20 protein-coding genes and 2 pseudogenes are annotated in these 24,314 nt (G+C 60.2%); 11 read left to right on the plus strand and 11 right to left on the minus strand.

Annotated features, from left to right (window positions below):
* The first annotated feature begins 36 nt into the window (after positions 1-36).
* Entirely contained in the window at positions 37-2,373 is a 2,337-nt protein-coding gene (locus tag ACZLZY_RS05035) for a succinoglycan biosynthesis protein ExoP (RefSeq protein WP_472932345.1), read from the plus strand.
* 117 nt (positions 2,374-2,490) lie between these two features.
* Here the strand turns inward: ACZLZY_RS05035 and ACZLZY_RS05040 are convergent, their stop codons facing one another.
* Positions 2,491-3,279, minus strand: coding sequence for a metallophosphoesterase family protein (locus ACZLZY_RS05040; RefSeq protein ID WP_472932346.1), 789 nt, complete (start codon positions 3,277-3,279; stop codon positions 2,491-2,493).
* 578 nt (positions 3,280-3,857) lie between these two features.
* On the opposite strand from ACZLZY_RS05040, the gene ACZLZY_RS05045 reads away from it, so the two are divergent.
* Positions 3,858-5,030 (plus strand): glycosyltransferase family 4 protein, encoded by a 1,173-nt coding sequence (locus tag ACZLZY_RS05045; protein ID WP_472932347.1) that lies wholly within the window; start codon positions 3,858-3,860, stop codon positions 5,028-5,030.
* On the opposite strand, the gene ACZLZY_RS05050 is transcribed toward ACZLZY_RS05045, so the two are convergent.
* Positions 5,020-5,385, minus strand: coding sequence for a hypothetical protein (locus ACZLZY_RS05050; RefSeq protein ID WP_472932348.1), 366 nt, complete (start codon positions 5,383-5,385; stop codon positions 5,020-5,022). The genes ACZLZY_RS05045 and ACZLZY_RS05050 overlap by 11 nt on opposite strands.
* A 36-nt stretch (positions 5,386-5,421) precedes the next feature.
* On the opposite strand from ACZLZY_RS05050, the pseudogene ACZLZY_RS05055 reads away from it, so the two are divergent.
* Positions 5,422-6,359, plus strand: a pseudogene (locus ACZLZY_RS05055) (IS3 family transposase); the annotation flags it as partial.
* A gap of 382 nt (positions 6,360-6,741) precedes the next feature.
* Here the strand turns inward: ACZLZY_RS05055 and ACZLZY_RS05060 are convergent.
* The 7 genes from ACZLZY_RS05060 to ACZLZY_RS05090 form a co-directional block, all read right to left on the minus strand.
* A complete protein-coding gene (locus tag ACZLZY_RS05060) occupies positions 6,742-7,392 on the minus strand; it encodes a sugar transferase (RefSeq protein WP_472932349.1) in 651 nt (216 codons plus the stop codon).
* A 62-nt stretch (positions 7,393-7,454) separates the two neighbouring features.
* A complete protein-coding gene (locus ACZLZY_RS05065; RefSeq protein WP_472932350.1) occupies positions 7,455-9,356 on the minus strand; it encodes an ABC transporter ATP-binding protein in 1,902 nt (633 codons plus the stop codon).
* Complete coding sequence (locus ACZLZY_RS05070; RefSeq protein ID WP_472932351.1) at positions 9,353-10,324, minus strand: phosphoenolpyruvate carboxykinase (ATP); 972 nt, start codon at positions 10,322-10,324, stop codon at positions 9,353-9,355. Before ACZLZY_RS05070 ends, ACZLZY_RS05065 begins: the two co-directional genes overlap by 4 nt.
* Complete coding sequence (locus ACZLZY_RS05075; RefSeq protein WP_472932352.1) at positions 10,302-12,230, minus strand: asparagine synthase-related protein; 1,929 nt, start codon at positions 12,228-12,230, stop codon at positions 10,302-10,304. Before ACZLZY_RS05075 ends, ACZLZY_RS05070 begins: the two co-directional genes overlap by 23 nt.
* Complete coding sequence (locus ACZLZY_RS05080; protein ID WP_472932353.1) at positions 12,227-12,661, minus strand: lasso peptide biosynthesis B2 protein; 435 nt, start codon at positions 12,659-12,661, stop codon at positions 12,227-12,229. The genes ACZLZY_RS05075 and ACZLZY_RS05080 overlap by 4 nt, the downstream gene beginning before the upstream one ends.
* Positions 12,648-12,959: a PqqD family protein gene (locus ACZLZY_RS05085; RefSeq protein WP_472932354.1), complete on the minus strand. Its 312-nt coding sequence runs from the start codon at positions 12,957-12,959 to the stop codon at positions 12,648-12,650. Before ACZLZY_RS05085 ends, ACZLZY_RS05080 begins: the two co-directional genes overlap by 14 nt.
* Positions 12,960-13,028: 69 nt before the next feature.
* Positions 13,029-13,181, minus strand: a complete 153-nt coding sequence (locus ACZLZY_RS05090; RefSeq protein ID WP_472932355.1) for a lasso RiPP family leader peptide-containing protein — start codon at positions 13,179-13,181, stop codon at positions 13,029-13,031.
* 261 nt (positions 13,182-13,442) lie between these two features.
* Between ACZLZY_RS05090 and ACZLZY_RS05095 the strand changes: the two genes are divergently transcribed.
* Both ACZLZY_RS05095 and ACZLZY_RS05100 read left to right on the plus strand, forming a co-directional pair.
* Positions 13,443-14,630, plus strand: a complete 1,188-nt coding sequence (locus ACZLZY_RS05095; protein ID WP_472932356.1) for a nucleotidyltransferase family protein — start codon at positions 13,443-13,445, stop codon at positions 14,628-14,630.
* Between the two features lie 284 nt (positions 14,631-14,914).
* Positions 14,915-17,305, plus strand: coding sequence for a succinoglycan biosynthesis protein ExoP (locus ACZLZY_RS05100; RefSeq protein WP_472932357.1), 2,391 nt, complete (start codon positions 14,915-14,917; stop codon positions 17,303-17,305).
* Positions 17,306-17,796: 491 nt separating this feature from the next.
* On the opposite strand, the gene ACZLZY_RS05105 is transcribed toward ACZLZY_RS05100, so the two are convergent.
* Both ACZLZY_RS05105 and ACZLZY_RS05110 read right to left on the minus strand, forming a co-directional pair.
* Complete coding sequence (locus ACZLZY_RS05105) at positions 17,797-17,955, minus strand: hypothetical protein (protein ID WP_472932358.1); 159 nt, start codon at positions 17,953-17,955, stop codon at positions 17,797-17,799.
* Positions 17,956-18,183: 228 nt separating this feature from the next.
* Positions 18,184-18,654 (minus strand): annotated as a pseudogene (locus ACZLZY_RS05110) (integrase core domain-containing protein); the annotation flags it as partial.
* On the opposite strand from ACZLZY_RS05110, the gene ACZLZY_RS05115 reads away from it, so the two are divergent.
* The 6 genes from ACZLZY_RS05115 (at position 18,652) to ACZLZY_RS05140 (ending at position 24,308) form a co-directional block, all read left to right on the plus strand.
* Entirely contained in the window at positions 18,652-19,155 is a 504-nt protein-coding gene (locus ACZLZY_RS05115) for an acyltransferase family protein (RefSeq protein ID WP_472932359.1), read from the plus strand. The pseudogene ACZLZY_RS05110 and the gene ACZLZY_RS05115 overlap by 3 nt on opposite strands.
* A 1,460-nt stretch (positions 19,156-20,615) precedes the next feature.
* Entirely contained in the window at positions 20,616-21,953 is a 1,338-nt protein-coding gene (locus ACZLZY_RS05120) for a UDP-glucose dehydrogenase family protein (protein ID WP_472932360.1), read from the plus strand.
* A gap of 363 nt (positions 21,954-22,316) precedes the next feature.
* Positions 22,317-22,634, plus strand: coding sequence for a hypothetical protein (locus tag ACZLZY_RS05125; RefSeq protein ID WP_472932361.1), 318 nt, complete (start codon positions 22,317-22,319; stop codon positions 22,632-22,634).
* A 331-nt stretch (positions 22,635-22,965) separates the two neighbouring features.
* Positions 22,966-23,430 carry a metallophosphoesterase family protein gene (locus ACZLZY_RS05130; RefSeq protein WP_472932362.1) on the plus strand — a complete coding sequence of 155 codons (465 nt, stop codon included), beginning with the start codon at positions 22,966-22,968 and terminating at the stop codon, positions 23,428-23,430.
* A gap of 18 nt (positions 23,431-23,448) precedes the next feature.
* Positions 23,449-23,709: a hypothetical protein gene (locus ACZLZY_RS05135; RefSeq protein ID WP_472932363.1), complete on the plus strand. Its 261-nt coding sequence runs from the start codon at positions 23,449-23,451 to the stop codon at positions 23,707-23,709.
* Between the two features lie 458 nt (positions 23,710-24,167).
* Positions 24,168-24,308: a lasso RiPP family leader peptide-containing protein gene (locus ACZLZY_RS05140; RefSeq protein ID WP_472932364.1), complete on the plus strand. Its 141-nt coding sequence runs from the start codon at positions 24,168-24,170 to the stop codon at positions 24,306-24,308.
* The last annotated feature ends 6 nt before the right edge of the window (positions 24,309-24,314 follow it).

A 24,314-nucleotide genomic window follows, 5' to 3' on the forward strand; every position in this document is an offset into this window, starting at 1 on the left:
CCCGATTTTGGGACATGATGCGCGGAGGCGCGAGCGATGAACCAGAGCAACTCTCACCTTCCAGGTCATGTCTCAATCTTGTCTGCCATGGCCAGCCGTGCCGATGATTTCATCGATCTCGACCATCTCTTCAGCATCGCCAAGCGGAATTGGCGCACTCTCGCTCTGGCGGCCTTGCTGGGGCTCGTGCTCGGCGCGGCCTACCTCGTAGTCGCAACACGCCTCTACACGGCCTCGACACAGATCCTGCTGGACCAGGAATTGGGGCGCTACGCCGAGGATAACCGGCGCGGACCGGCGCCCCAGCAGATGGACTCGATCGTTCTGAACGAAATCGAGATCCTGAAGTCCGCCCGGCTCGCACGCACGGTGGTTCTTGCGGAAAAGCTGGATGCGAACGCCGACTTCGTCAGCCCGCCTGTTTCCGTCGGAAAGCGCGTCAAGGACGCGGCAAAACGCGTCTTCGGCCTTCCGACGTCTCCGGAAGTCTCCATGTCAGCATCGAACAACGCGAGGATCAGTAAGGCGATTGCGCTCCTGCAGGAGTCGCTGGCCGTCGAGCGCGTTGGCCGCAGCTCGGTGATCCTCCTGTCATTCCGAGCCGACGATCCGAGCCTTGCTGGGGCGGTCACCCGTGCCTACGCCAAGGCTTATCTCCTCGACCAGCTCGATGCCAATTTCGACGCCACAAGGCAAGCGACGGTCTGGCTCCAGGACCGGCTCACCGAACTGCGTCTCAGCTCCCAGAACGCTGCGCTCGAGGTCGAGAAATTCCGCGCCGAGAATGGGCTGACGAGCGCCGGCGGCGAGCTGATCTCCGACCAGCAGTTGTCCGACCTGAATAGTCAGTTGATCCTAGCACAGGCGGAGACGGCAAAGACCCTCGCCCGCTATAACCAGTTTCGGTCGATCATCGAGGGCGGCGTCGATAACGCCGTCCAGAACGCGACCATCTCCAACGCCGATCAGCCGGGAACGGCGACAATCGTCGATCTCAAGCAGCGCTATCTGGCCGTTCGCAAGCGCGAGCAGGAAGTCACGACCCAGTTCGGCGCCGACCATCCGCAGGCGGTCAGCCTCCGGCGCGAGGAGCAGGATCTGACGCGCCAGATTTTCGCCGAGTTGCAGCAGCTGACCGACAGCTATCGCAACGAGTACGAAGTCGCCAAGTCGCGGGAGGATTCGCTGCGGACCAGTCTCGGGCAGCTGACGGGCGAGAGTTCAAAGAGCGGTAACTCGATGGTTCGCCTGCGGGCTCTCGAGCAGCAGGCTCTCGCGCTCTCGACCCTCTACCAGACGTTCCTGACGCGCTATGAGGAGGCCTCGCAGCAGAGTTCCTTCCCGATCGCGAAGGCGCGGGTGATCTCCGAGGCGACCGATCCCGTCGTGCCGTCGAGCCCGCGCAATACGATGGCGCTCGCGCTCTTCCTGGTGCTGGGCCTTTTCGCGGGCGCAGCCATCGTTGCCTTGCGCGAGTTCAAAGAGCGGTTCTTCCGCACCAGCGAGGACGTCAGCCACGCGCTGGGGCTGAAATTCCTTGGGCATCTGCCCCGGCAGGATGGCGGCGCTCAGCGGCTCCGGTTCTTCCGGCGGGGGGTGGCCGTGTCTCCGCCAAGCGATGCGTCGCACGTCGAGGGACGACTGATTCCACCCAGCCTCAGCTACGCCGTCAACGCGCCCGCCTCGTCCTTTGCCGAAACCCTTCGCAATTCCAAGATCGCCGCCGACATCTCGTTGGAGAACGGGTGCAAGGTCATAGGTTTCGTGTCTGTCTTGCCGCATGAAGGAAAGACCACGACGGCGGCAAATTTTGCCTCTCTCACGGCGGCCACGGGGCACAAGACATTGCTCATCGATGCCGATCTTCGTAATCCTGGCCTGAGCCGACGCCTCCTGACCGAGCCGGCCCGTGGCCTTCTCGACTGTATCGTTGGAGACGTCCATTGGCATGATGCCGTCGTCACCGACGCGCCGACCGGACTTGCGGTTATTCCTTCGTTGATCGGCGGCTATCTCTCGCATACAAGCGCGCTGCTGTCGGGGCCTGGCATCCGACAGCTGCTGGAAGAGGCGCGGCGGCATTTCGACTACATCGTCGTCGATCTTCCGCCCCTTGGTCCGGTGGTGGATGCCAAGGCGTTCGAACCCCTGGCGGATGGTTTTATCCTAGTGGCCGAATGGGGGCAGACGCCACGCGCGCTCGTGCGTTCCACGCTTCAGGACGAGCCAGGGGTCGCGCAGAAGCTGCTCGGCATGATCCTGAACAAGACAGATATGAAACTCTTGCAGCGCTATGGCTCCGATGCAGCTTCGGATCGCTACATCGAGCGCTACGCGGCTTACTACCACGACGAACAGCGCGCCGCCGTGTAATGCTGGAGCGTACGACATAACGAATTGGTCCTTCCGCCCCGGTGCCGGGGTAGCGGAGCATCTGACGCGACCGCCTGTGCTGCCGGCGCTGCTGCCGCCGGACGCGAAGCGCCTCGCTTACGGTCGGCGAGCATGCGCTGACACGCCGCTCAAGAACCTGCCGGTATTGCGCCAGATGCGGACGCCAGTGAGACGGCCGCTGAAATAGGCCCCGGTATCGATGTTCAGGTGGCGGCCGTCTAGCCTCGGGTTGGTCACGGGCGTATGGCCGTGGACGACAAACTGTTCTAGGAAATGGGTGGTTTCCGCGAACTTAGATCGCAGCGTCGTCATCTCGCGGTCGGTCTGCTTGTCGATGGGGACGCCGGGGCGAATACCGGCGTGGACGAAGAGGTAATTCGGCGTCTGCAACAGCACCGGCATTTCACGAAGGAACGCGAGGTGTGCGGCCGGGAGCCGTGACCGTAGCAGCTCGTCGCCGGCTTTCGGTCCGCCATAGTCCGCCTTAGTCTCGTCTAGGCCATAGCTCAGCAGGGTCTGCGCCCCGCCGATCGCCACCCACTGACGGCGCTCGAGCCGTCCCTCGGCAAAGTCGAGCATGGCCACTTCATGATTTCCACACAGGCAGATGCGGTCGAACCCTTCCGGCGGCGGCGCCAGGAGATGGTCCAGCACGCCTGAAGATGCCGGTCCTCGGTCGATGTAGTCGCCGAGCATCACGATCGTCTTGCGCCCGGGCAGCTTTGCCGCATCGGCAATGATTTCCGACTCCAACGCCAGCAGTTCATCCAGGCAGCCATGGACGTCTCCGACGGCGTAGACGACGTGATCACTGAGATCTGAGGACAGACGGACGCGTGCTGCGGGCTCTCGTTTGCCGCGAAAGGGCTTATTGCTGAACGCCATGAAAGGGTTGGGTTCTCCGGGAGGAAGTGATGGGAATGCAGTTTCCCTATATAGCCTTTTCCACTCGCTTGGGGCGACTCCATACACACCCGCTGCGATTGCCGCCGAGAACCGAAACGGGGACGCCTCCAGAGCTGGCTTCGTTCGATTGAGGTCCTTTCGGCCGAGCGGCGGGGATTCCGGCGCTTCTTGGCTTGCTAATCTCTAGAATTATAGCGATCTGGTCTGCAAACGGTGGCCTCCGTTGCAAGGCTCGGAACATGGCGTTGGGGGTAAGGCGTTCGAGGCGCTTCAGTCTCAAGTAGGCATCGATAGCAAGGTTTCGGGGGCTGAACGTCAGGCACATGATCATAGCCACGCTGGCCTTCTTTTCAAAGCCAGGCCCCGGGGGGCCTTCCACGTTGGCAAGCGGGTCGGCGACCTGCCATCAGAGAAGGGGCGTCCATACTCCGGCCGACTGTGCAACGCGAAATATTTTGCGCTATGCACAATGAAGGGTTGCGCAATTTATTTACCGCATTCTACATTGCTCCAATGGCGGTAAGAATTTGTATTATGTTGAAATCAGTGGGTATGCCATGCTACCAGCCATTCGCGAAAAAGTAGAAATTACAGTTCCAATAACAGTTGTTGCAAGAGGCGGTCTTAATATTATACACCGTAACGCGATTATTCTTGGTAAAGGGGCTTATCGTGATGAAAGAGAGCGTCAGTATAGGCTGGGCGCTCCCCGAAAGGAGTTCATGGCGGTAGGTTCAATCATGCAATCAACTTTCGTGTCTTATACCGCTGCCAGTTTTCAGCGCGGAAGATGGTTTCGTTTTTTATTTCGCCGGCGGCCGATTTACGGCTCGGTCTTTGAGTTTGCGGCAAAAGCTGCCCATTTCGATAGTTGCTACGTGACTGGAGAAGATATTGGTCTGCCTCTCTCTGCGCTGTTGAAGGTCAGGCGATGGAAGGGGCGAATGGTTTGTGTGGTGCATAATGTCACCGTCCGCAAGGCAGGACTGTTGCGTCTTCTGGGTCACAAGGGCTTCGCCGGCTTTATCGTTGTCAGTGAGGACCAAAGACGGCGGCTTGTCGAAGACTGCCATGTTCCAGAGGCCAAGATTCTTCTCCTCAGCAATTGGGTGGATACAAAGTTCTTCCTGCCCGAGCATGGCACCAAGAAATATGCGGTCGCCAAAGTCATGTCTTGTGGGTCGGAAAGCCGTGACTATGCGACGCTGTTAAAAGCCGCCGCAAACGTCGATGCCGAATTTGACGTTTACGCCAACGGCTTCAACGGATCCGAGAAGGTCGATAGCCGCAACAGACCCAATGTCAGGGTGATGCCAAGGGTTTCATACGACGCGCTGAGGACTGCGTATCGCGATTGCGACGCCGTCGCTGTGCCGCTGAAGGCTGTGAATTATGCCGCCGGGGTGAGCGGCATCATCGAGGCGATGGCCTGTGGCAAGCCGGTTGTCGTGACCAGAACGGACGGGATCGCTGACTATCTGCCGGAAGTCAGTCCCGAATGGATCGTTCGGCCGGGCGATCCAGCAGATCTAGGACGGGCATTGACGGATCTCCTCGCCCTTAGCGCTGAGGCCCGAGCCGCCATCGGGCGAAGAAATCGAGAATGGGTGGTCGCGAATTGCGACATCGATCGCTACGCGCAGAAGGTTCGTGCGCTGCTGGTTGGGGAGCAAGAGGGAGCGACCGCCGGCCTTGAGGCGGGCAGTCCTTATCCCGATGTCAGCTGTTGATGGGCCGACCAAGGAGCACAGGAATGATGGTCGGTGCTGACCGCTTTGCAGGGTTGCTGCGAAGCTTGAGGTGGGCATAGGCGTAATAGAAGAGGAATGATCCGATCGTGTAGGGGAAGGTCAGGTCGATCTCGAAGAACGAGCGTGAGATCAGAAGGAAAATGAAACCGGTGAGTACGATCAGGTCGTAGTCCTTGTTTCCCCCGATGATTTTGCCGAGCGGGCGAGCTATGGCGGAAAGGATCATCCTGACCAGCAGGACCAATCCAACGACACCGAGCTCGACCATCATCTCAATATAGGTATTGTTAAAATGGAAGTCGTTGCGGGCGGTGATGTAGAACTTTTCCCACAATCGTTCTGCCTCGGAGAATCCATGAACCCAATAGGAATGCCGCAGAAAATAGCACCAACTTGAAGAGATCGTCGCCAAGCTGAGGCAGGTCGACATGCTGTTGTCACAGAGCCGATCGGTGTCGAAGGCTGTCCGCACAATCAGCGTGACGCCGTTTACCTACTATCGATGGCGCAAGGAGTTTGGCGGGCTGAAGTCCGACCAGGTGAAACGGTTGAAGGACCTGGAGAAGGAGAATGAGCGGCTGCGCAAGGCGGTCTCTGATCTCACCCTCGAGAAGCTGATCTTGAAGGAAGCTGCCTCGGGAAATTGGTGAGCCCCGCCCGCCGTCGCCAATGCATCGACCACGCCGTGATGAAGTTCGGCGTATCGGAGCGGTTGGCGTGCCGGGTTCTGGGGCAGCATCGGTCGACACAGCGTAAGGTGCCCAGGGGCCGTCTCGACGACGCGGCACTGACGGCCGACATCGTTGAGCTCGCAACTCAGTATGGTCCCTATGGCTATCGACGGATCACGGCATTGCTGCAATAGGCGGGCTGGTTGGTCAACCTGAAGCGCGTCGAGCGGATCTGGCGCCAGGAGGGCCTCAAGGTGCCGGCCCGGCAACCAAAGCGAGGCTGGCTCTGGCTGAACGACGGTTCGTGCGTCCGGCTGCGGCCGGAATATCCCAACCATGTCTGGTCCTATGACTTCGTCGAGGATCGCACCCACGACGGGCGGAAGTTCCGAATGCCTGGCGACAAACGCTATGCGTTTGCGCGGATGTCATCAACGAATTCACCCGGGAATGCATCGCGATCCGGATCGACCGGAAGCTCAAGTCCACGGACGTGATCGACGTCCTGTCCGACCTCTTCATCCTGCGCGGTGTGCCCGGGCATGTTCGGTCCGACAATGGCCCGGAGTTCGTTGCAAAGGCGGTGCGGGAATGGATCACAGCGGTCGGCGCCAAGACCGCCTTCATCGAGCCGGGCATCGAGCCGGCGCCGAACCGGACGGAATACGCGAAGACGAAGATATACAACGCGACGGCGGCGGTGCCGTAGATCTCGTTTTCGAGTGGTTTGAAGAACAGCCGTCGGGAGATCTTCATAAAGCGTACCTTCCGCATCCGGCGGGCAGGTTAGAGAGACCTGCCGGTGTCACGCCGGTGCAGCCCCGGTTCAGTCAGGCGGGCGCAGTGAATTAAGCCATCCGAGGCCCCTTGTCCTCTCCTGCGACCATCGTCGCAGGAAACGAACTCCTACGCCATTTCACCTCCGCCGGCAGCAATATTCTCTGATGAGCCGATCCTCGCAGCATGGCTCCCAAGATGTCTCGGAGGTACACCTGGGTCTTCTCATCAGCGCGATGGTGTTAAACGCTGCCGCGGGCGAAGCAAACCGCCGGGATCGTGCGAAGGATGATCATCATGTCCAGCGTAAACGTCCAGTCCTGGCTGTACTGACGATCGAAATCTACGCGCCGTTCATAGGAAACGTCGCTTCGGCCGCTGACCTGCCACAGCCCCGTCAAACCTGGGCAGGTTTGCAGGTAGGAATTTTGATGTACGCCATAGTAACTCAGTTCGTCGGCGACGACCGGACGTGGCCCAACGACGCTCATCTCTCCCGTGATTATGTTGATTAGTTGCGGAAGCTCATCAAGGCTGAGCTTGCGCAGAATTCGCCCGATAGGGGTGACCCGAGGATCGCGCTGGAGCTTACGCGTGCGCAACCATTCCATCTGGTCCTCCGGATGATCAGCGAAATGGGCGGCCAACAGGGCCTCGCCATTGGGCACCATAGTTCGAAACTTCCAGCAGCGGAACTCGCGCCCGAACCGGCCGATCCGCTTGTGGCCGTAAAAGACGGGCCCGGGGCTGGTAATGGTGATCAAGGCGATCAGCAGCAGAAGCAGCGGGCTCAAAAAGACCACGCCGGCAGCCGCGGCGGAGACATCGAAGACCCGTTTCGCCCGCGGTCCCAGCCGGTTGGGCGTCCCGCTTTCAATCTTGATGGTGGACATGGGGGCTCCAGAGTTTCCAGGTGTCGGTTGTGGCGGGTCGCATCGTCCTTGGCGGCTGCCGGTCAGTCTGGCGCATCGTCGTTTCTCTGTTCTCTCAGGATCATCTGCGACAGCAGACTGTCTGGGCGCCCGGCCTGCTCGGTGAAGCTTCCGGATTCGGCTACCACGCCATCCTTCAGGGCGATGACCTGATCGGCAAACGAGATCATCGAATAGCGGTGTGCGATGGTGACGACCGTCATCGTCCTGCGAAGGGCTGCCACGGCATCGGCGATCAGCGACTGGTTTTTCCAGTCGAGCGCGCTCGTGGCCTCGTCGAGGACCAGCAGTTGCGGCCGCCGCAGTAGCGCGCGCGCAAGGGCGATCCGCTGCCGTTCGCCGCCAGAAAGCCGCGCTCCCCGATCGCCGACCACGGTCGCGAGCTCATGCGGCAAGGCGCGGACGAAGGACGCGGCCTGCGCGGTTTCCAGCGCAGCCCATAATTCTGCATCCGATGCGTCGGCGCTGGCGATCCGGAGGTTGGCGGCGACCGTGTCGTGCAGGAGGAAAACCTCCTGCGGCACGTACGCAACCCGTTCGCGCCAAGCACGGCGGTTGTGATCGTCGATCGCGATCCCATCGACGACAAGCCTGCCACACGTCGGCTCGAGCAGGCCCAGCAGAATGTCGGCAAGCGTGCTCTTGCCGGAACCGGACGGGCCGATGATGGCGGTGATGCCGCCGGATGCCAAGCTGAACGACAGGTCGCGAAGGGCTTCCTTGCCGGTCGTCGCATCGTAGACATAGGAGACGGCTTGGACATCCAGGCCTTGCGCCAATGTTGGTGCGGCCGATGCATCCGGCTTTGGTTCCGCCTCGGCGGCGGCGTCGAACTGGTGCTTGGTGGCCTCCATCACGTGGTAGGCGGGAAGGTTCAGAATGATCTGCTGTAGGTTCAGCTGCAGTTCCATGAAACGCGGGGCAAGGCGCATGAACAGCACGATCATGACCAGAATTTCCGCGATTCCCAGCCGCACATGGACCAGGGCGACATAGATGAAGATCGTCAGGCCAATCACGCTGAAGATCTGAAACGCCGCAGTGCTGATGCTCGTCAGCCTGGTGTATTTGCTGAACTCAGAATGCATCTGGCCGAGCGTGCGCCCCAACCGGTCGACGTAGCGATGCTCGATATTAAGACTCTTCGCCATCTTCATCCCGGACAGGAATTCCGAGACGGTTCGGTACTGTTCCTGGCGGCTTGCCGTCAGTCGTGCGCCGAAGATCGCCGTCCGCCGACGAAGAGGGTGGAGGACGGCGAACATCAGCACGCCGATGCTGCCGGCCACGAGTGTCATCTTCGGCGAGACGAGCAAGGAGATGCCAAGGTACGCCGCGAGGAGGACAAGGCCCTGAAGCAGCAGCAGGAGATAGAATGTCGCGCTCTGCACGCGGTCGATGTCGCCAGTCAGAGCGTGGTTGAGGTCGGATTCACGCAGCGTCGAAAACAGTTTCCACCGTGCGCGTGCCATCGACAGGATGAGATCTTCGCGCAAGCGGTTGATGAAGCGGTAGAGCAGATCCGCCATGAAGATCGACTTGTAGCGGTTGAAGAGGGCTTGGGCGGAAACCACGACCACCAAGGTTGTCAGAACGGTCGCGAGGCTGACCCTTGCGCCGCCGGTCACCCATCCCATCCAACCCGAATTCGGCAGTGCGAGGGTGAAGTCGCCGCCGGCGTTCGAAAGCAGCTGGAGCAGCGGAATCAGCACGAGGATTGAGATGCCCTCGGTCAGGCTGCCGAGCACGAGAAACAGCAGAGCCAGTGATGCCTTGCGGTCGGTCTGCCGCCACACGAAACGCGCAAAGCCCAGAATTTCCTTCACCGTTACCGCAGGCGTCGGCCTCGCCGCCTTCGGCGACGGTGTTTCCTTAGCAGTGGGCGCGGCCGGTGCTTTTAGATCCTGGGAGGCAGAGAGCGTCAAGGCCGCCGTGCTCCTAGTTTGGCCTCGAGCGTCTCGACCGCGTCCTTAAGGTGCTCCAGGCCGCTGGCGATCTCGAACCGGGCGATCGGCACGGCCTGGACCATGGCGGAGCACTGCTGAAGATGCCGGACGGCCCTTGCACCCTTCAGCAAAGAATCGCCGAACCGCGCGACATACGAGAAGCGCAGAAGCTCGGTCACCGCCTCGCCCGGAGAGAAATCAACGATCCGGGTCTCAGTTGATCTTGCCAGCACCATGATGCACCGGGCGGGGACCGCATCCGAAGCAAAACCGCTCTTCAGCCAGTGCTGGCGCTTTTCGATGGCAGGATGGATCCTCACCTGCCGGTCGGTGTGCGTCAGTGCCAATGCGGCCGCCGCATCCTCCCACAGCTTTAGCTGTGCAATCGCTGGTAAAATGGAGAACGACCCATCGGACTCGGCCCTAATCGCAACGATATCGTCGGTGACGAGCGAGTGGCCCGCAGCCATAAATGCTCCGGCCATGGTCGACTTGCCTGCACCCTTGTCGCCCATGAAGACGGCACCGCTGCCATCGACGTCCAGCGCACTGGCATGGAGCACGAGCAGGCCCCGCAGATGCAGGAGAACCGCAAACACCGTGCCGAGGAGGGGGAGGGCGATCAGGCGAGGTCCTGCATCGTTCCATGGCTCAACGTCGATGACGTCGGTGCCGGAAATCAGGAAGGCGCCCACTGTCTGCCAGACGAGGAGTTGCTGATCCCCACCGAAGTCGACGACATCATGCGCCTCCTTCGGCATGGCCGCATGATCGATCTTGCGCAGACGAATGCGGACGTCGGCCTGGGCCGGCGCGGTGACGGGCAGTTCTTCCAACGGAATCTCGGACTCGACCACGAGATCGAAGACTCTATAGAAGTGAGTTTCAGATTTCATGGTGTTTTCAGGGGCCGTCAATTCGGTGTCACACTGGTTCATGGCTGCCATGGATCGTTGATTTATTCTGACGTCGGAGCCATTCGGAGAGAAAGACGATCTTCCACAGCCACATCATCTCGGTCGGGCTGATTCGATCCGCACCGCCTTTTAAGCGCCGATATATTTCACCTGCCGATGACATATCGACGAACGTGGCCAGATCCGGTCGCTTTTGAAGGAAGATCGAACTGGTAAGTTCCAAGTTCCCCTCGGAAAGGGCGGTCGTGAGCTCGGACGAGAAGTTCGTTTTGTCGGGGCGTTTGGCAATTGCCGGGGGCAGAACGTCTCGCATCGCACGGCGAAGCGTCATGCGGGTAAGGCCATTCTTGAAGACCTCTTCGGACGGCACGGACAGGCAGAAGGTCACGACCCGCCTGTCCCAGAAGGGGTAGCGCCCTTCGATTCCGGAAGCCGCGCAGACGCGGTCCAGCACCTCGAAGGAGTCGACCTGAATATTGTTGCGAAGGGTCATCAGATGGTGCTTCGCGGTCATCGACTGGGGGCCAGCCGGTAATCTCTGGCTTTCCCGCAGACGTTCGGTCAGTCGGTGTCGCGCGGCAAAGCCTTCGTCGGTCAAGCCAAGCGGCTTGCGCGCCGTTGCGGCTCCCACCGATGGCCTGCCTACGACGCGGCGCAGACGCGCACGGGGAGCTCCTAGGAAGCGACCGCCTCGGCCGAAAGACTGGTAGTAGTCTAGGAATTGAGATACCGGATTGCTACCGTGACGCAAGCTCTCGTGCAAGATGGCGGTGCTCGCCTTCAGCCAACGACCTTCGGCTGCCAGTTCCTGCAACCGTCCGCTGCCGTACGAGATTACCTCATCGCCGCCATGTCCGTCGAGCATGATCCGAATACCCTCGGCAGACGCCTCCTGATACAGTTTGCGGGCAATCCCCAGCCTCGGGGCGAAGAAGATATCGTCCTGCTCGGCGAGCAGATGATCGAATTCCGCAAGCGGCGACATCCGATCGGCGACGATGAAGCGCGGGGAACAAGCATGCTGGGCCAGGACCTGGTCGATGTACCGCCGCTCGTCGAGGGAGGGAGTGTTTTTGTAGACAAAAGAGAAGGTGCGCAGCGGGCCGGAGCCGGCTGCCTGCAGTCGGGGCGCCGCAAGTCCGACAATCGTGGACGAGTCAAGGCCCCCGCTCAGCATCGCCCCGATCGGAAGCGTTGAGCGAAGACGGGACTGCACTGCAGAATCCAGCCGCTCGTGCAGCATTTCCGGGATGTCGCTGGGTCTGCAAAGGGGATCCGCTTCTACCGACCAGTAGCGGCGAACCGACAGGTCGCCCTTCTCATAGGTCAGGGTGTGCGCGGCCGGCACGCGGAAGATGTCGCTGTAGGCCGTTGATGACGGGTCGTCCGATATTCCGGCCAGGAAGTCGGCGATCCTCGCCTCGTTGACAACCGGCGTCTCGTTTTCGCCCAAAATCGCCTTGATCTCGGATCCGAAGCGGAAGCCTTCCGCATCCCGCCTGTAGTAGAGGGGTTTCACCCCGAAATGGTCACGGATACAGACCAGCCGATGGCGGCTTTTGTCCCAGACGGCGAAGGCGAAGTCACCCAGCAGGTGCTCGGCGCAGCCGACATCCCAGCGGCTAAAGGCGGCCAGAAGGATGGCAGCATCGTCGAGAGTTCGAGCGTCTCGAAGGCCGAGGCGCTCGATGAGGTCGCTGCGGTTGTCGATACGCGCATCGGCGGTGATCGAAAGGTCACCGTCCGTGGAGTGGACGATACCCGCTGTTGCGCCGTCGAACGCGAAAAGGGCATTGGCAAGCCCTGCATTCTGCTCGCGCCAGAGGAAGAGCCCATGGGGGCCGCGGTGCGCCAGTCGTTGCAGCGGGGCTATCAGGTCGGCGTGCTCGACCGGCCGGTCAGAGGCCGCGTGAATCACCCCGTAGAGTCCGCTCATTTCGAACTGGATCCGTATTCTGCGAGAGGGGTAAAGTCGGCCACCGAACGGTCATTGCCGCCGAGAATGATTTGATGGCTGCTGAGCAGCCAAGCATGCGCCTTCAGTTCCCCCTCAGAAGTGCGGATGACGCCAATTTTAATGTTGGACGCCAGCCCTCGGCGTGAGAGAGCGACTTGACCGGCGAGGGCCTGGGTAAGGCAAGTCGCCTTGGGAACCAAGCCGGCGGTGCTTCGAACCGCCCAGGCAATGCGGCGGGCATCCGCGGCTCTGGCTTCTTGCGTCGGATTGCCCCGAAGCAGCACCTTGCGCAAGGCGTTGTAGGAGGAGAGGGTCAGTCCGACCCTAATAATTAAGACAAATGCGAAGCATTCGGTCAGGAGTAGTATGTTCGGGAAACTTAGCTTTCTAAGAGCTTTAAGCGACCACATTAACGATAAGTCCTGCCGTCCTAAGGTCCGCCAGGATAACGCTAACATCCTTGGCGCATGCCTCAGGCCCAATTTCGTATTCATCACTCAGCGCAACGCATAGTTCCTGTCGCGTCCGCGATTCCTGCAGCATTTCCCATATCAGCGAAGCACTCGGATTTAGCGTGAAGTATGTCCCTGACTCGAGGTTCAGCAGGGCCTTTTCATTTCCGATGTCGCAAGCTACCGCGTCCTTGTGGGCAACGAAGCGGGCGCTGTCCTGATCGAGCTGAATGTCTCGCTGCATCTCAATCGCCATCAATCGTTTCACGAGAACTGGGCTGCGCGGATGAAACCAGCACAGCCCGTTTTGCACAGATCGAACGTATCAGGAGAAGGTCAAGTCGCCGCGGGGCGTATTGGACGGGAAGATCTGGTCGGTGAAGTTACCGTCGGCGCCGCCCTGGGTGAGCTTCTCGATCGAGCCGTGGGCGCGCAGCGCCGGGGCTTCGTAGGCAGTCTTGGTCTTGGAAACGGTCATGGGGAACGCCTTTCTATAAGTGAACGCCGGAGCGTTGGGGATGAGCTTAACGGGCCTGAACGCCAGATCCCGACATTTCGCCGCAGTGTGATCTGGTCATATATGCTCAGTGGGGTCAAGGGTCCCTAACGGGGTGTTAATGGTGCAATCTCTGTAGCGTTCGAGGCATTGTCTGGTATTCTGCCCAGAGAGGCGGCTGAATTCTACCATCTCAAAAGGTTACCAAAGAGAATATATGACCCAAGGTGCAGGACATATTGCATGTTAATTAGCAAATACCACGGCGGGTCAGTGAAAATCGAGAATGTAGCGGTGTTTAATCGTAGTAATTCGAACGAAGAGCACGATGGAATAGTTGAAGATTTAAACTTTGTCTTGTTCGCATTGCGATCCAGTTTCAGGCAAGGCGTGTCGGAGATTGCCGGTCGCCACCGCGATATTGCAGCGCAAAGGCGTATCTTCGCGGTTGCGTCGGAAAACAAAATCGTGAAGCTCACCGCAGCGGGGCTATCCCGCAGCGGGGGACAGGAGGAGCATGGTTGGTTCCTTGAGGCTGCCGATAGCTACAGCCGCTCAGTGCTCGGGCAAAACCTCGTACTGCTTTCCGAAGTAGCAGCTGTCATGCGTCATTTCACAGTGAGGCAGATCCCCGCTACCGTCATGAAGGGACCGCTCCAACAGAAGCTCCTCTACGGAGACTTTTTCATCCGGCCCGCCGCCGATATCGATATTCTAGTTGCGCATCGACATTTTCGGAAAGCAACCGACGCGCTGCTCGAGCTTCAGTACGAGCAGCTGGCCGAGTCGCGCTCCATCTGGTGGCGGTGGTTCCTGGGCGAACAGCACTTGGTGCGACGGGGTGACCGGCCGGTATCGGTCGATCTCCACCACAGGGTTCAGCAGCCTGGCTCCCCAGCGCCCGCTGACACGCGAGCCTTCCTGTCCGGTTCTGTGCCCGTCGCGTACCGGTCCGAGCAACTGCCGGCCTTGTCGCGCGAAGACGTGCCTCTGCTGTCGGCCATCAGCATCGTCAAGGCGCTCTACAATCGTGAGGCGGTCGGCAGCCACATCTGCGACCTCTATCGCGCCGTGGGCTTCGATACGGCGGCGCTTGCCAGGTTCCTGGCCAGCGCGGAGAAACAGGCGATAGCTGGGACGGCCGTCGCCGCCTTACGGATCGTATCGATCGCCTTCGATCATGATTTCGGCGATCTGCAGCCGAAGGTCGCGAGCGCGCTGGAAAGTATCTCGGACGACGATTTGCTGCTGATGACCTTCGTGCCCGGCGCGACCACGCTGGTCTGGCCCAAACGTCGGCAGATTCTCTGGGCGCTCTGTACAGGCGACGTCCGCCGCTACCTGCGGGAAGCCTGCTGGGTCTTGACCTCGGAAGCATGTCGTCGGCTGGTCGAGCCAGCGCCACCGTCAGAGAGCGCCCCCGGGACATGATCCTCCCGGGCCGCGGCAAACTCCGTGAAAATATTACTGCATTGCACTCGGAGCATGCTAGCTGTTGCCGTCGGGAGGACCGCAGAGGGTTCTGGTGAGGGATCGCTAAGAGCAAAATTTGCCGAAGCTTTTGCGATGGCACAATGCGACCAATGATGGGGTGCAAGCGTCAGGCAGCGCCCGCAGCTGGTGCTGGCAGCTGAACCTCATCGGTCGAGGTGCACGTGGCCTGCGCCGAGAGATACCGCTCCGGTTTCGGTGCCGGTTAGCAAACAGGAAGACAGATGAACGAGGAGCCCTCCTTTCCGATGACGAACAGCTTCGCGACGGCCCGCACCCCCAAGGCTTCGGGTCAGGTGATGGTCTATCTCGACCGGCTTCTGGTCATGCTGGCCCGGCATCTTCGGACACTCCTGATCTCGGCCGCGATCGGGCTGATCGTGGCGCTGGCCTGGATCTACTTCAGTCCACCGAGCTACACGTCCGTCACGGAAATCCTGATCGATGAAAATCTGACGAAGTTCGGCAGCGATGCGGCGGACGTTCCAGCTTTTATCCAGGCAGACTCGATGGTGCTGAACCAGATCCAGATCCTCCAGTCCACCCGACTGGCGCGGCAGGTCATGCTGGCGGAAAAACTGGACACGGATCCCGACTTCCTCAATCCGCCGCCCTCGGTGATGCAGCGCTTGCTCCAGCCGGTCGGCATCGCAATAAGGCTGGCCATGTCGCCCTTCGTGTCGAAGGACAGGCCGGCAGCGGACGTGCCGGTAGCGCAGACGGCGGCAAGCTCCGAAGATCCCGCGGCCGGTTCTGCGGCCGCTGTTGTCTCCGAGCCGGCACGGTCGACGCGGCTTCAGCAGTCGGTGATGCAGGCACTGCGGGTTAACCTCCTGATCGGCCGGAGCGACCGCAGCTATGTTCTGGTGCTCGGCTACAAGTCGCACGACCCGGTTCTCGCCTACCGCATCACCAAGGCCTATGCGAAGGCCTATCTTGAGGATCAGCTCGGCGCGAATTTCGATGCCTCGAAGCAATCCGGCGAATGGCTGCAGGCGCGCCTCGCCGAACTCGCCGCCTCGCAGCGAAGCGCTTCGCTCGCGGTGGAGCAGTTCCGCAAGGACAAGAACCTCGCCTCGACGAAGGACGGCCTCGTTTCCGATCAGCGCCTGACCGGGCTCAACCGCGAATATGTTCTGGCGCAGATAGATACCGCGAAAGCCAAGGCCCGGTCGGAGTGGCTGCAGTCGATCGTCGAGGGCGGCATCGACAGCGCCGTCCAGAACGCTTCCATCGCGACATCCGAGGGCGGGGGGCAGCAACTCAATCTCCTGCGGGAGCAATTCGTCAGCGTCGGCCGCCGGGAGCGGGACGTCACCGCCCAGTTCGGCACTCAGCATCCCCAGGCGGTCGCGCTCCGGCAAGAACGCCGGGGCGTCGAGCGGCAGATCTTCAACGAGATGCAGAACCTCGCGCAAACGTATGCGAACGAACTCTCCGTCGCGCGCGCCCGGGAAGCTTCCTTGCAACAGGGGCTGCAGAGCGAGAGCGGGATCAGTGCTACCGCCAACCAGGATCAGGTTCAGCTTCGGGCCCTGGAGCAGCGCGCCGATGCGTTGAGCGCGCTCTACACAAGATTCCTTGCACGGTTCGAGACGACGTCGCAGCAGCAGAGCTTTCCGATCGGCAAGATGCGGGTGATCTCCGAGGCAGACGTGCCGACCAGCCCTTCGGGACCGCGCTCGCTGGTAATTCTGGTGTTTTTCGTCTTCTTCGGGCTGTTCGTCGGGACGTGCTCCATCCTCTGGCGCGAGTTGAACGAGCGCTACTTCCGCGTGGGCGAGCAGATCGACCGGGAACTGAAGATGAAGTTCCTGGGATATCTTCCCTTCCTGCGCAGAAGCGATCTTGCCTCGATCCGTCGAGGGAAGGGTGATGCCTCGACGCTCGCCATGAGCAAGGTGCCGGAGGCGGAGAGTTTTATGCATTTCGCTCGGCTGATGCCGGACAGCCCCTTTGCCGAGACGTTGCGCGGCGCCAAGCTTGCGATCGACCTCCTACCGAAGGGCGCCGGGGCGCGTGTCGTCGGAACGGCGTCGATCCTTCCGGGCGAAGGCAAGTCCACAGTCGCCAGCAATTTCGCCGAGATGCTGGCCGCAAACGGTGCGAGGACGTTGCTCATCGACGCCGACCTGCGCAATCCGGAAGTGAGCCGTCGTCTGGTTCCAGGCGTGCAGACGGGTCTGGTCGAGGTGTTGAAAGGCCAGCCCTGGCAGAATGTTCTGCAGCCCGACGGTGCCAGCACGCTGGCGATCCTTCCGGCCGTGCAGATCGACAATGGCGGCCTATCGAGCCAGTATCTGTCGTCCGATGCGATGCGCCGGCTGATCGACGAAGCGCGACGGCATTTCGACTACATTATCGTCGACCTGCCCCCGCTGGGCGCTACCGTCGACGCTAGGGCTGTCGAGCCCCTGCTGGATTCGGTCCTGCTCGTCGCTGAATGGGGCAAGACCCCGAGGGGCCTGCTGAAATCCTTCTTCGGCACCGACGACGCTATCGTCAAAAAGATCGTGGGTGTGGTGCTGAACAAGACCAGGATGCAGGAGCTGCCAAAGTATGCAGCATGGGGAAGCGCGGAGCGCTATATTGGCGCGTGTGGCCTGCGAGGCTAACGGCGCTTAGCTCAGACTCGTTGGCAGCGGCGTCTCGCTCGGCGCGCTGCGCCGACTGTCTGCCGACCGCAAGTGCCTCAAGCGAAGAACGCTGAGAGATCGATTGGCGACCTAAGAGTCTTGATTGCGCAAAAGCCGACCGCTTTCCGGACGACGACATTCCTTCATGCCGTTTTACCTACGAGAAGATGACCGACGCGATGGCAACCCAGATTGCCTAAGACTGTGCTGCGCCTATCATCAGCCCCGCGCCGGCTTCAAGCCGGAAGGCTGTTTGCGCGGGATGGATCGCGTGGTGGCGTCTTGCTTGTGGCAGAAGGTGGATGCGCTGAACATAATTAATCTCCTGCCTTACTTACGGTCCCCACGCGGAAACGATACGGATTCATTGAGCAGCAAGATACCCCGTTACTGGCCCCATGGCTGCGAACCTAAGGCTTCTGGACGGAGAAGACCGCCGCAACGCCGTCTGCACGCGAAGCGGCTGCAGATCAGCCGAAGATAAGGGCGGCGATGCCTGCCCAGATGGCGAGGGACAGGGCGGATCCGATGACGAGGCCACGCGCCGGCGACAAAGATTTTTCGGTTGGTGTGAGCTTGGACGTACCCAGCTGCGGATCGAGCTTCTTGGTAGACGCGGAAGCGGGCATGTCATTCGCCTATGACTGGGCCAGCCGTTGTGTCAGCCAGCATTATGATCTGCAAAGACCCTAGCCACCAGACGTTCACTGATTGCAAAACGCTTGCCTAAAGTTTTAGTGGCTAGCTCTTAATACAGCAAGGTTCGCCCTCATCAGGCGGGCCTTTTTTATGCTTGGAGCAATTGATAGAACTCGTCCCTCACTTGGCCTGCCCCCATCAGGTGGTCCGGTTCAAATCTAATGCATTGTGGGCTTGGTGGCCACGTTTGAGGTGGCCGGCGCAGCGGGTTGGGTTGGCGTAGCCGGCCACACCACGGCGTTGGGTGCCTGCGGGCGGTAGCCGAGCGAGGAATGCGGGCGCCGGGTGTTGTAGTGCTAACGCCAGCCCTCGATGATGATCCGCCCCTCGGCCAGGCTGTAGAACAGCTCGGCGTTCAGAAGTTCGTCCCGGAGCTTAGAGTAGAAGCTCTCGCAGTAGCCATTTTCCCAAGGGCTGCCCGGCTCGATGAAGGCGGTCTTGGCGCCGACCGCTGTGATCCATTCCCGCACCGCCTTTGCAACGAACTCCGGGCCATTGTCCGACCGAACATGCCTGGGCACACCGCGCAGGATGAAGAGGTCGGACAGGACGTCGATCACGTCCGTGGACTTGAGCTTCCGGTCGATCCGGATCGCGATGCATTCCCGGGTGAATTCGTCGATGACATGGGCTACAGCGGCATCAAGTTTCCAATGCCTGCCTTCTTGCCGCTCAAGCTGTCGGTGTTTCTGGCCGGGATGCTGTGCGCGGCGGCTTTGGAGCAGCGCGGTGGAACTGTCGCCGCCTATTTCCTGATCGGCATCGGTCTTGTATCGATACCCGTGATCGACCTGAACCTGATGAAGTCGATGGCTCGGATTTTGATAGTCGCAGGGTTCTTCGCCTTAGTTCATCACCGACATCTCGGTTCGTTTCGCTCGGTGACGGAATGGACATCCGCTAAGCTCGGCACGACACCCTTTCGTTGGCTAGGGGATTTGTCGTTCGGCGCGTACCTCTGGCACCTTCTCATCATGCAGCCGGTAGCTGCTTGGACCTTCATGAACTTGCCGCAACTCGGAGCTCTAAGCCGCTTCGCGGTTGTCTCTGCCTGCGTGGTGCCAATCACCTACATGCTAGCCTTCATCACCTTTAAGCTGGTTGAGCAACCAGGGCTTCGGGTCGGCTGAGTGTTCAGTGGGAAGCGCCCGCCTGAACCGAAAGTCGCCGTTTAGGCGCGATATAAGATGCCAGCACAAGTACGCTTGTATCATCTCCGAGAAAGTGCTCGCAAATCTCTTTGCGACCGTAGAAAGCTCGATGAAGCTATTCCTTGGTCAGGACCCCACAATGCGTACCGCTAATTCTCTCGATCGCTCGGCACCAGCGAAGGTTTGATAGCAGTCCTTTGCAGGATTATGCATCGAAGGTGACTTCCTTACTTTTATGGCGTGCCAGGATGATTACCTCATGCAGGGATATCAAACCTTGGGACTGGTTGAGGACGAAAGTCTGCGAATTTGTGGAAGTGACCGACGAGGATACAAATATTCACTATTCTTCCCCATCGAAGCCAGGGCGAAGGCTGCAGTACATTTCGCCCGCACTGACAGTGCGGTTTCAGTCAGTGAGCCTGTCAATATTTGATTGCCGAATGCGAGCCTTTTGAAAGAAGATTGGTTGTCGCGGCAACCTTCTCTTAAACCATGCTTCGTCAGCTTGCGGGTCATTTGATCGACCGCGCCTGCAAGCCACAAGGCGCCGTAAATGCGGCCGGTGAGTAATGCCGTAGGGCTCGCTCCGCTCGTGGCCACAAGTCGATGCAACAGCCGCCGCGCGCGGGGCACTCGCCAGCACTGCGGTCGATACAGATATGCTATCCAACCTCAACGTCCCGCAGCCGTTAGCTTCCACCGTCTCAGCCGAGTGTGTCGCCGGCATCATACCGACGGTTGAAGAGAGATCGTTCGTGGTCCCGCCAGTGCGGGTAGATACCAAAGCTCGTGGCTTTTTATTGTTGGCAAGGATGCGGGCAATTCCGGCGTCTGGCTCCAAGACCGATTGTGCGCCGGTCATATCTTTCCAGTGCATGAACGCCACGCCTGCCTAAGACGTATTCGCCGCAATGCCGATGAACGCGGTGGTGCTGAGATAACGGCCAGCCGTGTAGCGGGACCCCGAATAGGAATTGACGTCCAACCGCAAAGCCGAGAAGCAAAGCGTTGCCGGCTCTGCCCCGGAAGTGGTTGCCGTTACCCGACTTGTCGGCGATGAAAAGAACCTCGTCGCCGATGGCCGCCGGCACGGTCCCTGCCGTGTCCGCCTGTATCCGCCCCTACAACGCTGACTGAGATGGACATTTACGTTGCATTGCAGCATTGTGCGATCGAGGGTGGATCCGGCATTCCGCAATAAAGCTAGTTTTTGGTCCGATTTTTGCAGAGTTGCAACATTATCAAGATGAATCATACGAGAGGACTCCGACGTCGGGTTTGCCCGATGAGATTCATTCTGTCGCAGAGATTTGGGCCAATCAGAAAGCTGACGTTTTTAGCTGGCTTCCTCCCGGTGCCTTCCCAGCTAAGAGAGCCGGTCGATCTTTAAGTGCGAAGGCCGACGCAGGCGTCCATGTATCGATAGGAGTTAGTTATTGCGAGTTACCGTATTTGGAATTGGCTATGTTGGTCTGGTACAGTCCGCGGCGCTCGCCGAAGCCGGCCATGAGGTCCTTTGCGTCGACGTCGATCCGGTCAAGGTCGAGAACCTGAAACAGGGCATCGTCCCTATCTACGAGCCCGGCCTCGAAGGCTTGGTGCGGGAGAACTTCGCCGAAGGGCGGCTGAAGTTCACCACCGACCCCGAGGAAGCGGTCGCCTTTGCCGCGATTCAGATTATCGCCGTCGGCACGCCGCCCGGCGAGGACGGCTCGGCCGACATGAAGTATGTCGTGGCCGTGGCCGAGACGATCGGGCGCCTGATGGACGAACCGAAGACGGTCGTCACCAAGAGCACGGTGCCGGTCGGAACCGGCGACAGAATTGCGGCTGCCCTGTCGCGCGTCCTCGCTGAACGCCAGCGCGCCGATCTGCGATTCAGCACCGTCTCCAACCCCGAATTTTTGAAGGAAGGCTCGGCGGTCTCTGACTGCCTTAAGCCCGATCGCATAATCGTTGGCTCCAGCGATCCCGAGGCGATCGCGCTGATGCGCGAGCTCTACGCGCCGTTCAACCGCAACCACGAGAAGATGATTGTGATGGCGCTGCGCAGCGCCGAGTTCACCAAATATGCCGCCAACTGCATGCTCGCCACGCGCATCAGCTTCATGAACGAGATGGCCAATCTCGCCGAGCTCATGGACGCCGACATCGAACAGGTGCGCCAGGGCATCGGTAGCGACCCCCGCATCGGCTACCATTTCATCTATCCCGGCCTCGGCTATGGCGGCTCGTGCTTTCCGAAGGATGTCTCGGCCATGATCCGCTCTGCCGAGGCGATCGGGTACGAACCGCTGGTGCTTCACGCGGTCGACGCGCGCAATCAAGCTCAGAAGTCCGTGCTGGTCGACAAGGTGAAACACCACTTCGGCGATCTCGCGGGCAAGCGTTTCGCGCTCTGGGGCCTCGCTTTCAAGGCCAATACCGACGACATGCGGGAGGCCTCCTCGCGCGTCATCATGGAGGCGCTGTGGGCTGCGGGCGCCACCGTCCAGGCCTTCGATCCCGAGGCGATGAACCAGTGCCAGGAGATTTACGGCCACCGCGACGACCTCGTCCTCTGCGGCACCAAGGAAGCCGCCCTGCGCGGCGCCGACGCGCTCCTCATCGCCACCGAGTGGAAGAATTTCCGCGCGCCGTCCTTCGATTTGATCCGCGAGACCCTGTCTGCGCCGCTGATCTTTGACGGCCGCAACCTCTACGACCCGGCGGTCGTGGCACGGTATGGCATCCAGTATTTTTCGATCGGACGGCGGGTGTCGGGGCAGAAATGATTACCGGCTAGTTGGTCGCGCGAACCTCCGGACGTGGCTTCAGTGAATTGGTTCAAAGCTGCACGGCGTCACCGCCGTGCAGACACTAACGCGAGCCAGCGCTCATTTGGATACTAGCCACATCCGGCACTGGCGGTGAGCCGCGGGTCGGGTATGATTTGGTCGCGGACAAGCGCGCAGTAGGCCAGTCGGAAAGACAACGATTACAGCGGCCCATCCAATATATGGCAGCGCATTTGGATGCCGGAAACGACCCAAAGTTGGAACGGCAGCGGCCCCGTCGCACGTTCAACGTCGCTCAATTTGGGGATAGGATTCCCAAGCGATGTTCTATATCCGTTCTCGTCCTGACGGGAACTGGTCATGGCCAACTGGCGAAGCATCTCCGACCTGGCGCAAATGCTCGAGACGGCCGTCGACGAAGTGCGGACACCGCGGCTTACTCCGCAGACGGCACGACTGGTGGCCCTGTCGCTGCGGGCGCTGGGCAGCAGGCCGAACCGTGACGATATCGCCCGATGGGCGATCTGCAGCCATAAGGGAACGTGCGAGAACCTCTGCTTTGCCTGTATGGGAACCGCCAACATGGTCGACCGGCTGCTGAAGGGCCAAGGCAGCCCGTTCGAGGGATACGACACCAAAGGCCCGCCGAAGCCACGCAGCATCCAGAACGAGCGATGAGACTGCCTCTCCCTCCCAGACGGATGCCGACGTCCCACGCCCGTAGGCATATGCCATCCGGCACTTGGTCGCGCCGGTGAAGGCCTTCCGCCTCTATGCCGGGATCACGTCAGAGCGATTGGCTAAGAGGCTTGCCTTCCATACCACCGCGTCCTGAGCATCGAGAGCGGGCAAAGCATGACGAACGTCGAGGCGGGGAGACTTAGCGAGACGCTTGCCGTTCCCATATGGATCCTTCGCGGGAATAAACGGAATTGACGGAAGCGGGGCACTTCCGTGCCTATTCTAATCCGAGTACGACCGACGCGACGCAATCTCGCCGAAGCCGCTGATGACAAAGATCCTAATCACCTCGCCGCAGACTGGCGCATCAGACATGACCGCCGATATTGTCGTCATCGTCGGCGACTATGCGCCTACGCCGGTGTCGGCGCTCTTTATGGCCTGCATGTCCTTCCAGAAACCGGTTGTGCTGATCGCTGGGCTGATGGAGCTGGACGGGACCAATAGGACGCGACTGATTTCCGAAGGGCGTCGGCACTCGAAGAAGTATCTACGCCTGCGCTTCCTGGAGCGTGATGCGACCACGATTGAAGGTGTGCGCTTCATCGGCATGCACAAGCCAGACACAGACTTCATCCTGGCTGCGCTCGATGAACCGCACGACAGACCGACCGTTGTCATCACCTACGACATGCCGCGGGAAGACATCAACGCCATTACAATCACCGGCAAGGTGTCGCGATGGGTGCACGCCGGCAGCACGACGACAGAGCCGCTGGTCGTCGAGGTTTGATCGCCCTACCTTGCCGGAATGAGCTTCAATCCGCCCAAGCACCCCGTCGATCATCCCGACCGCGTCATCGACTGCGAATTTGCGATGGAACCAGAGTTTCACGCTCTGGCACATCGCGCAGAGGCGGCCGGATTGTCGGCCGATGACGTCTCGACAGCGTTGACGAACCTCGCCATTGCTCAGATCGAAGCTTTCGAGGCCGAGCAGCGAACGGATGCAGACGTCGAACTGGTGGTGCAGCCTATTCGAACGATGAAGGGCGAGCCGAAGGCGAAATGAGAGGGACACGTTGGCCTTGCACAAGTGTCAGGCAGGGTCGAACGCTGTAAGATCAGACACCAGTGCCTAAGAGAATCCAGTGCGGCGCTGAAGCAGGTGCAGGGGGCCGGCGACATTTTGCACGAGGTGTCGCCGGTTCGTGCCTGAAGGGCTACCCTCAGATCGCCTACGCTTCAGCGGTAGCGCTCAGCCGCACCTCGGCAGCTATTTCAGCTTCCGCGTTGGCCGTAGCTGTACATCAGTGGCGCTCCGCGACGCCGCGGCCAAGCACGTTCGGTGCGCGTGTCCCGATACAGGCCCGCACAAGCTACCAAATGCGTTATCAATAGTGCCCTAGCGTTATATGAGGTAAGCGATCAAACCTACGGCCTGAGCCTTACTGACATTTCGCCTTTGGCACCCAACGCGACGTAACCTCCCGAGATATGTCGCCCATCTGTGACGGCAGAAAGAGAACAATGACCAAGAAGACCTACGAAGCGCCAACCCTTCGCGCTCACGGCTCGATTGAAAAGCTTACTCAGGGCGGCGCTGACGGCAGCCGGCTTGATGCGACATTCCCAGCGAACACGCCGTTCAGCGATTTGACTTTCTCCTGAACATAA

Source organism: Mesocryomonas lacus (assembly GCF_055730135.2).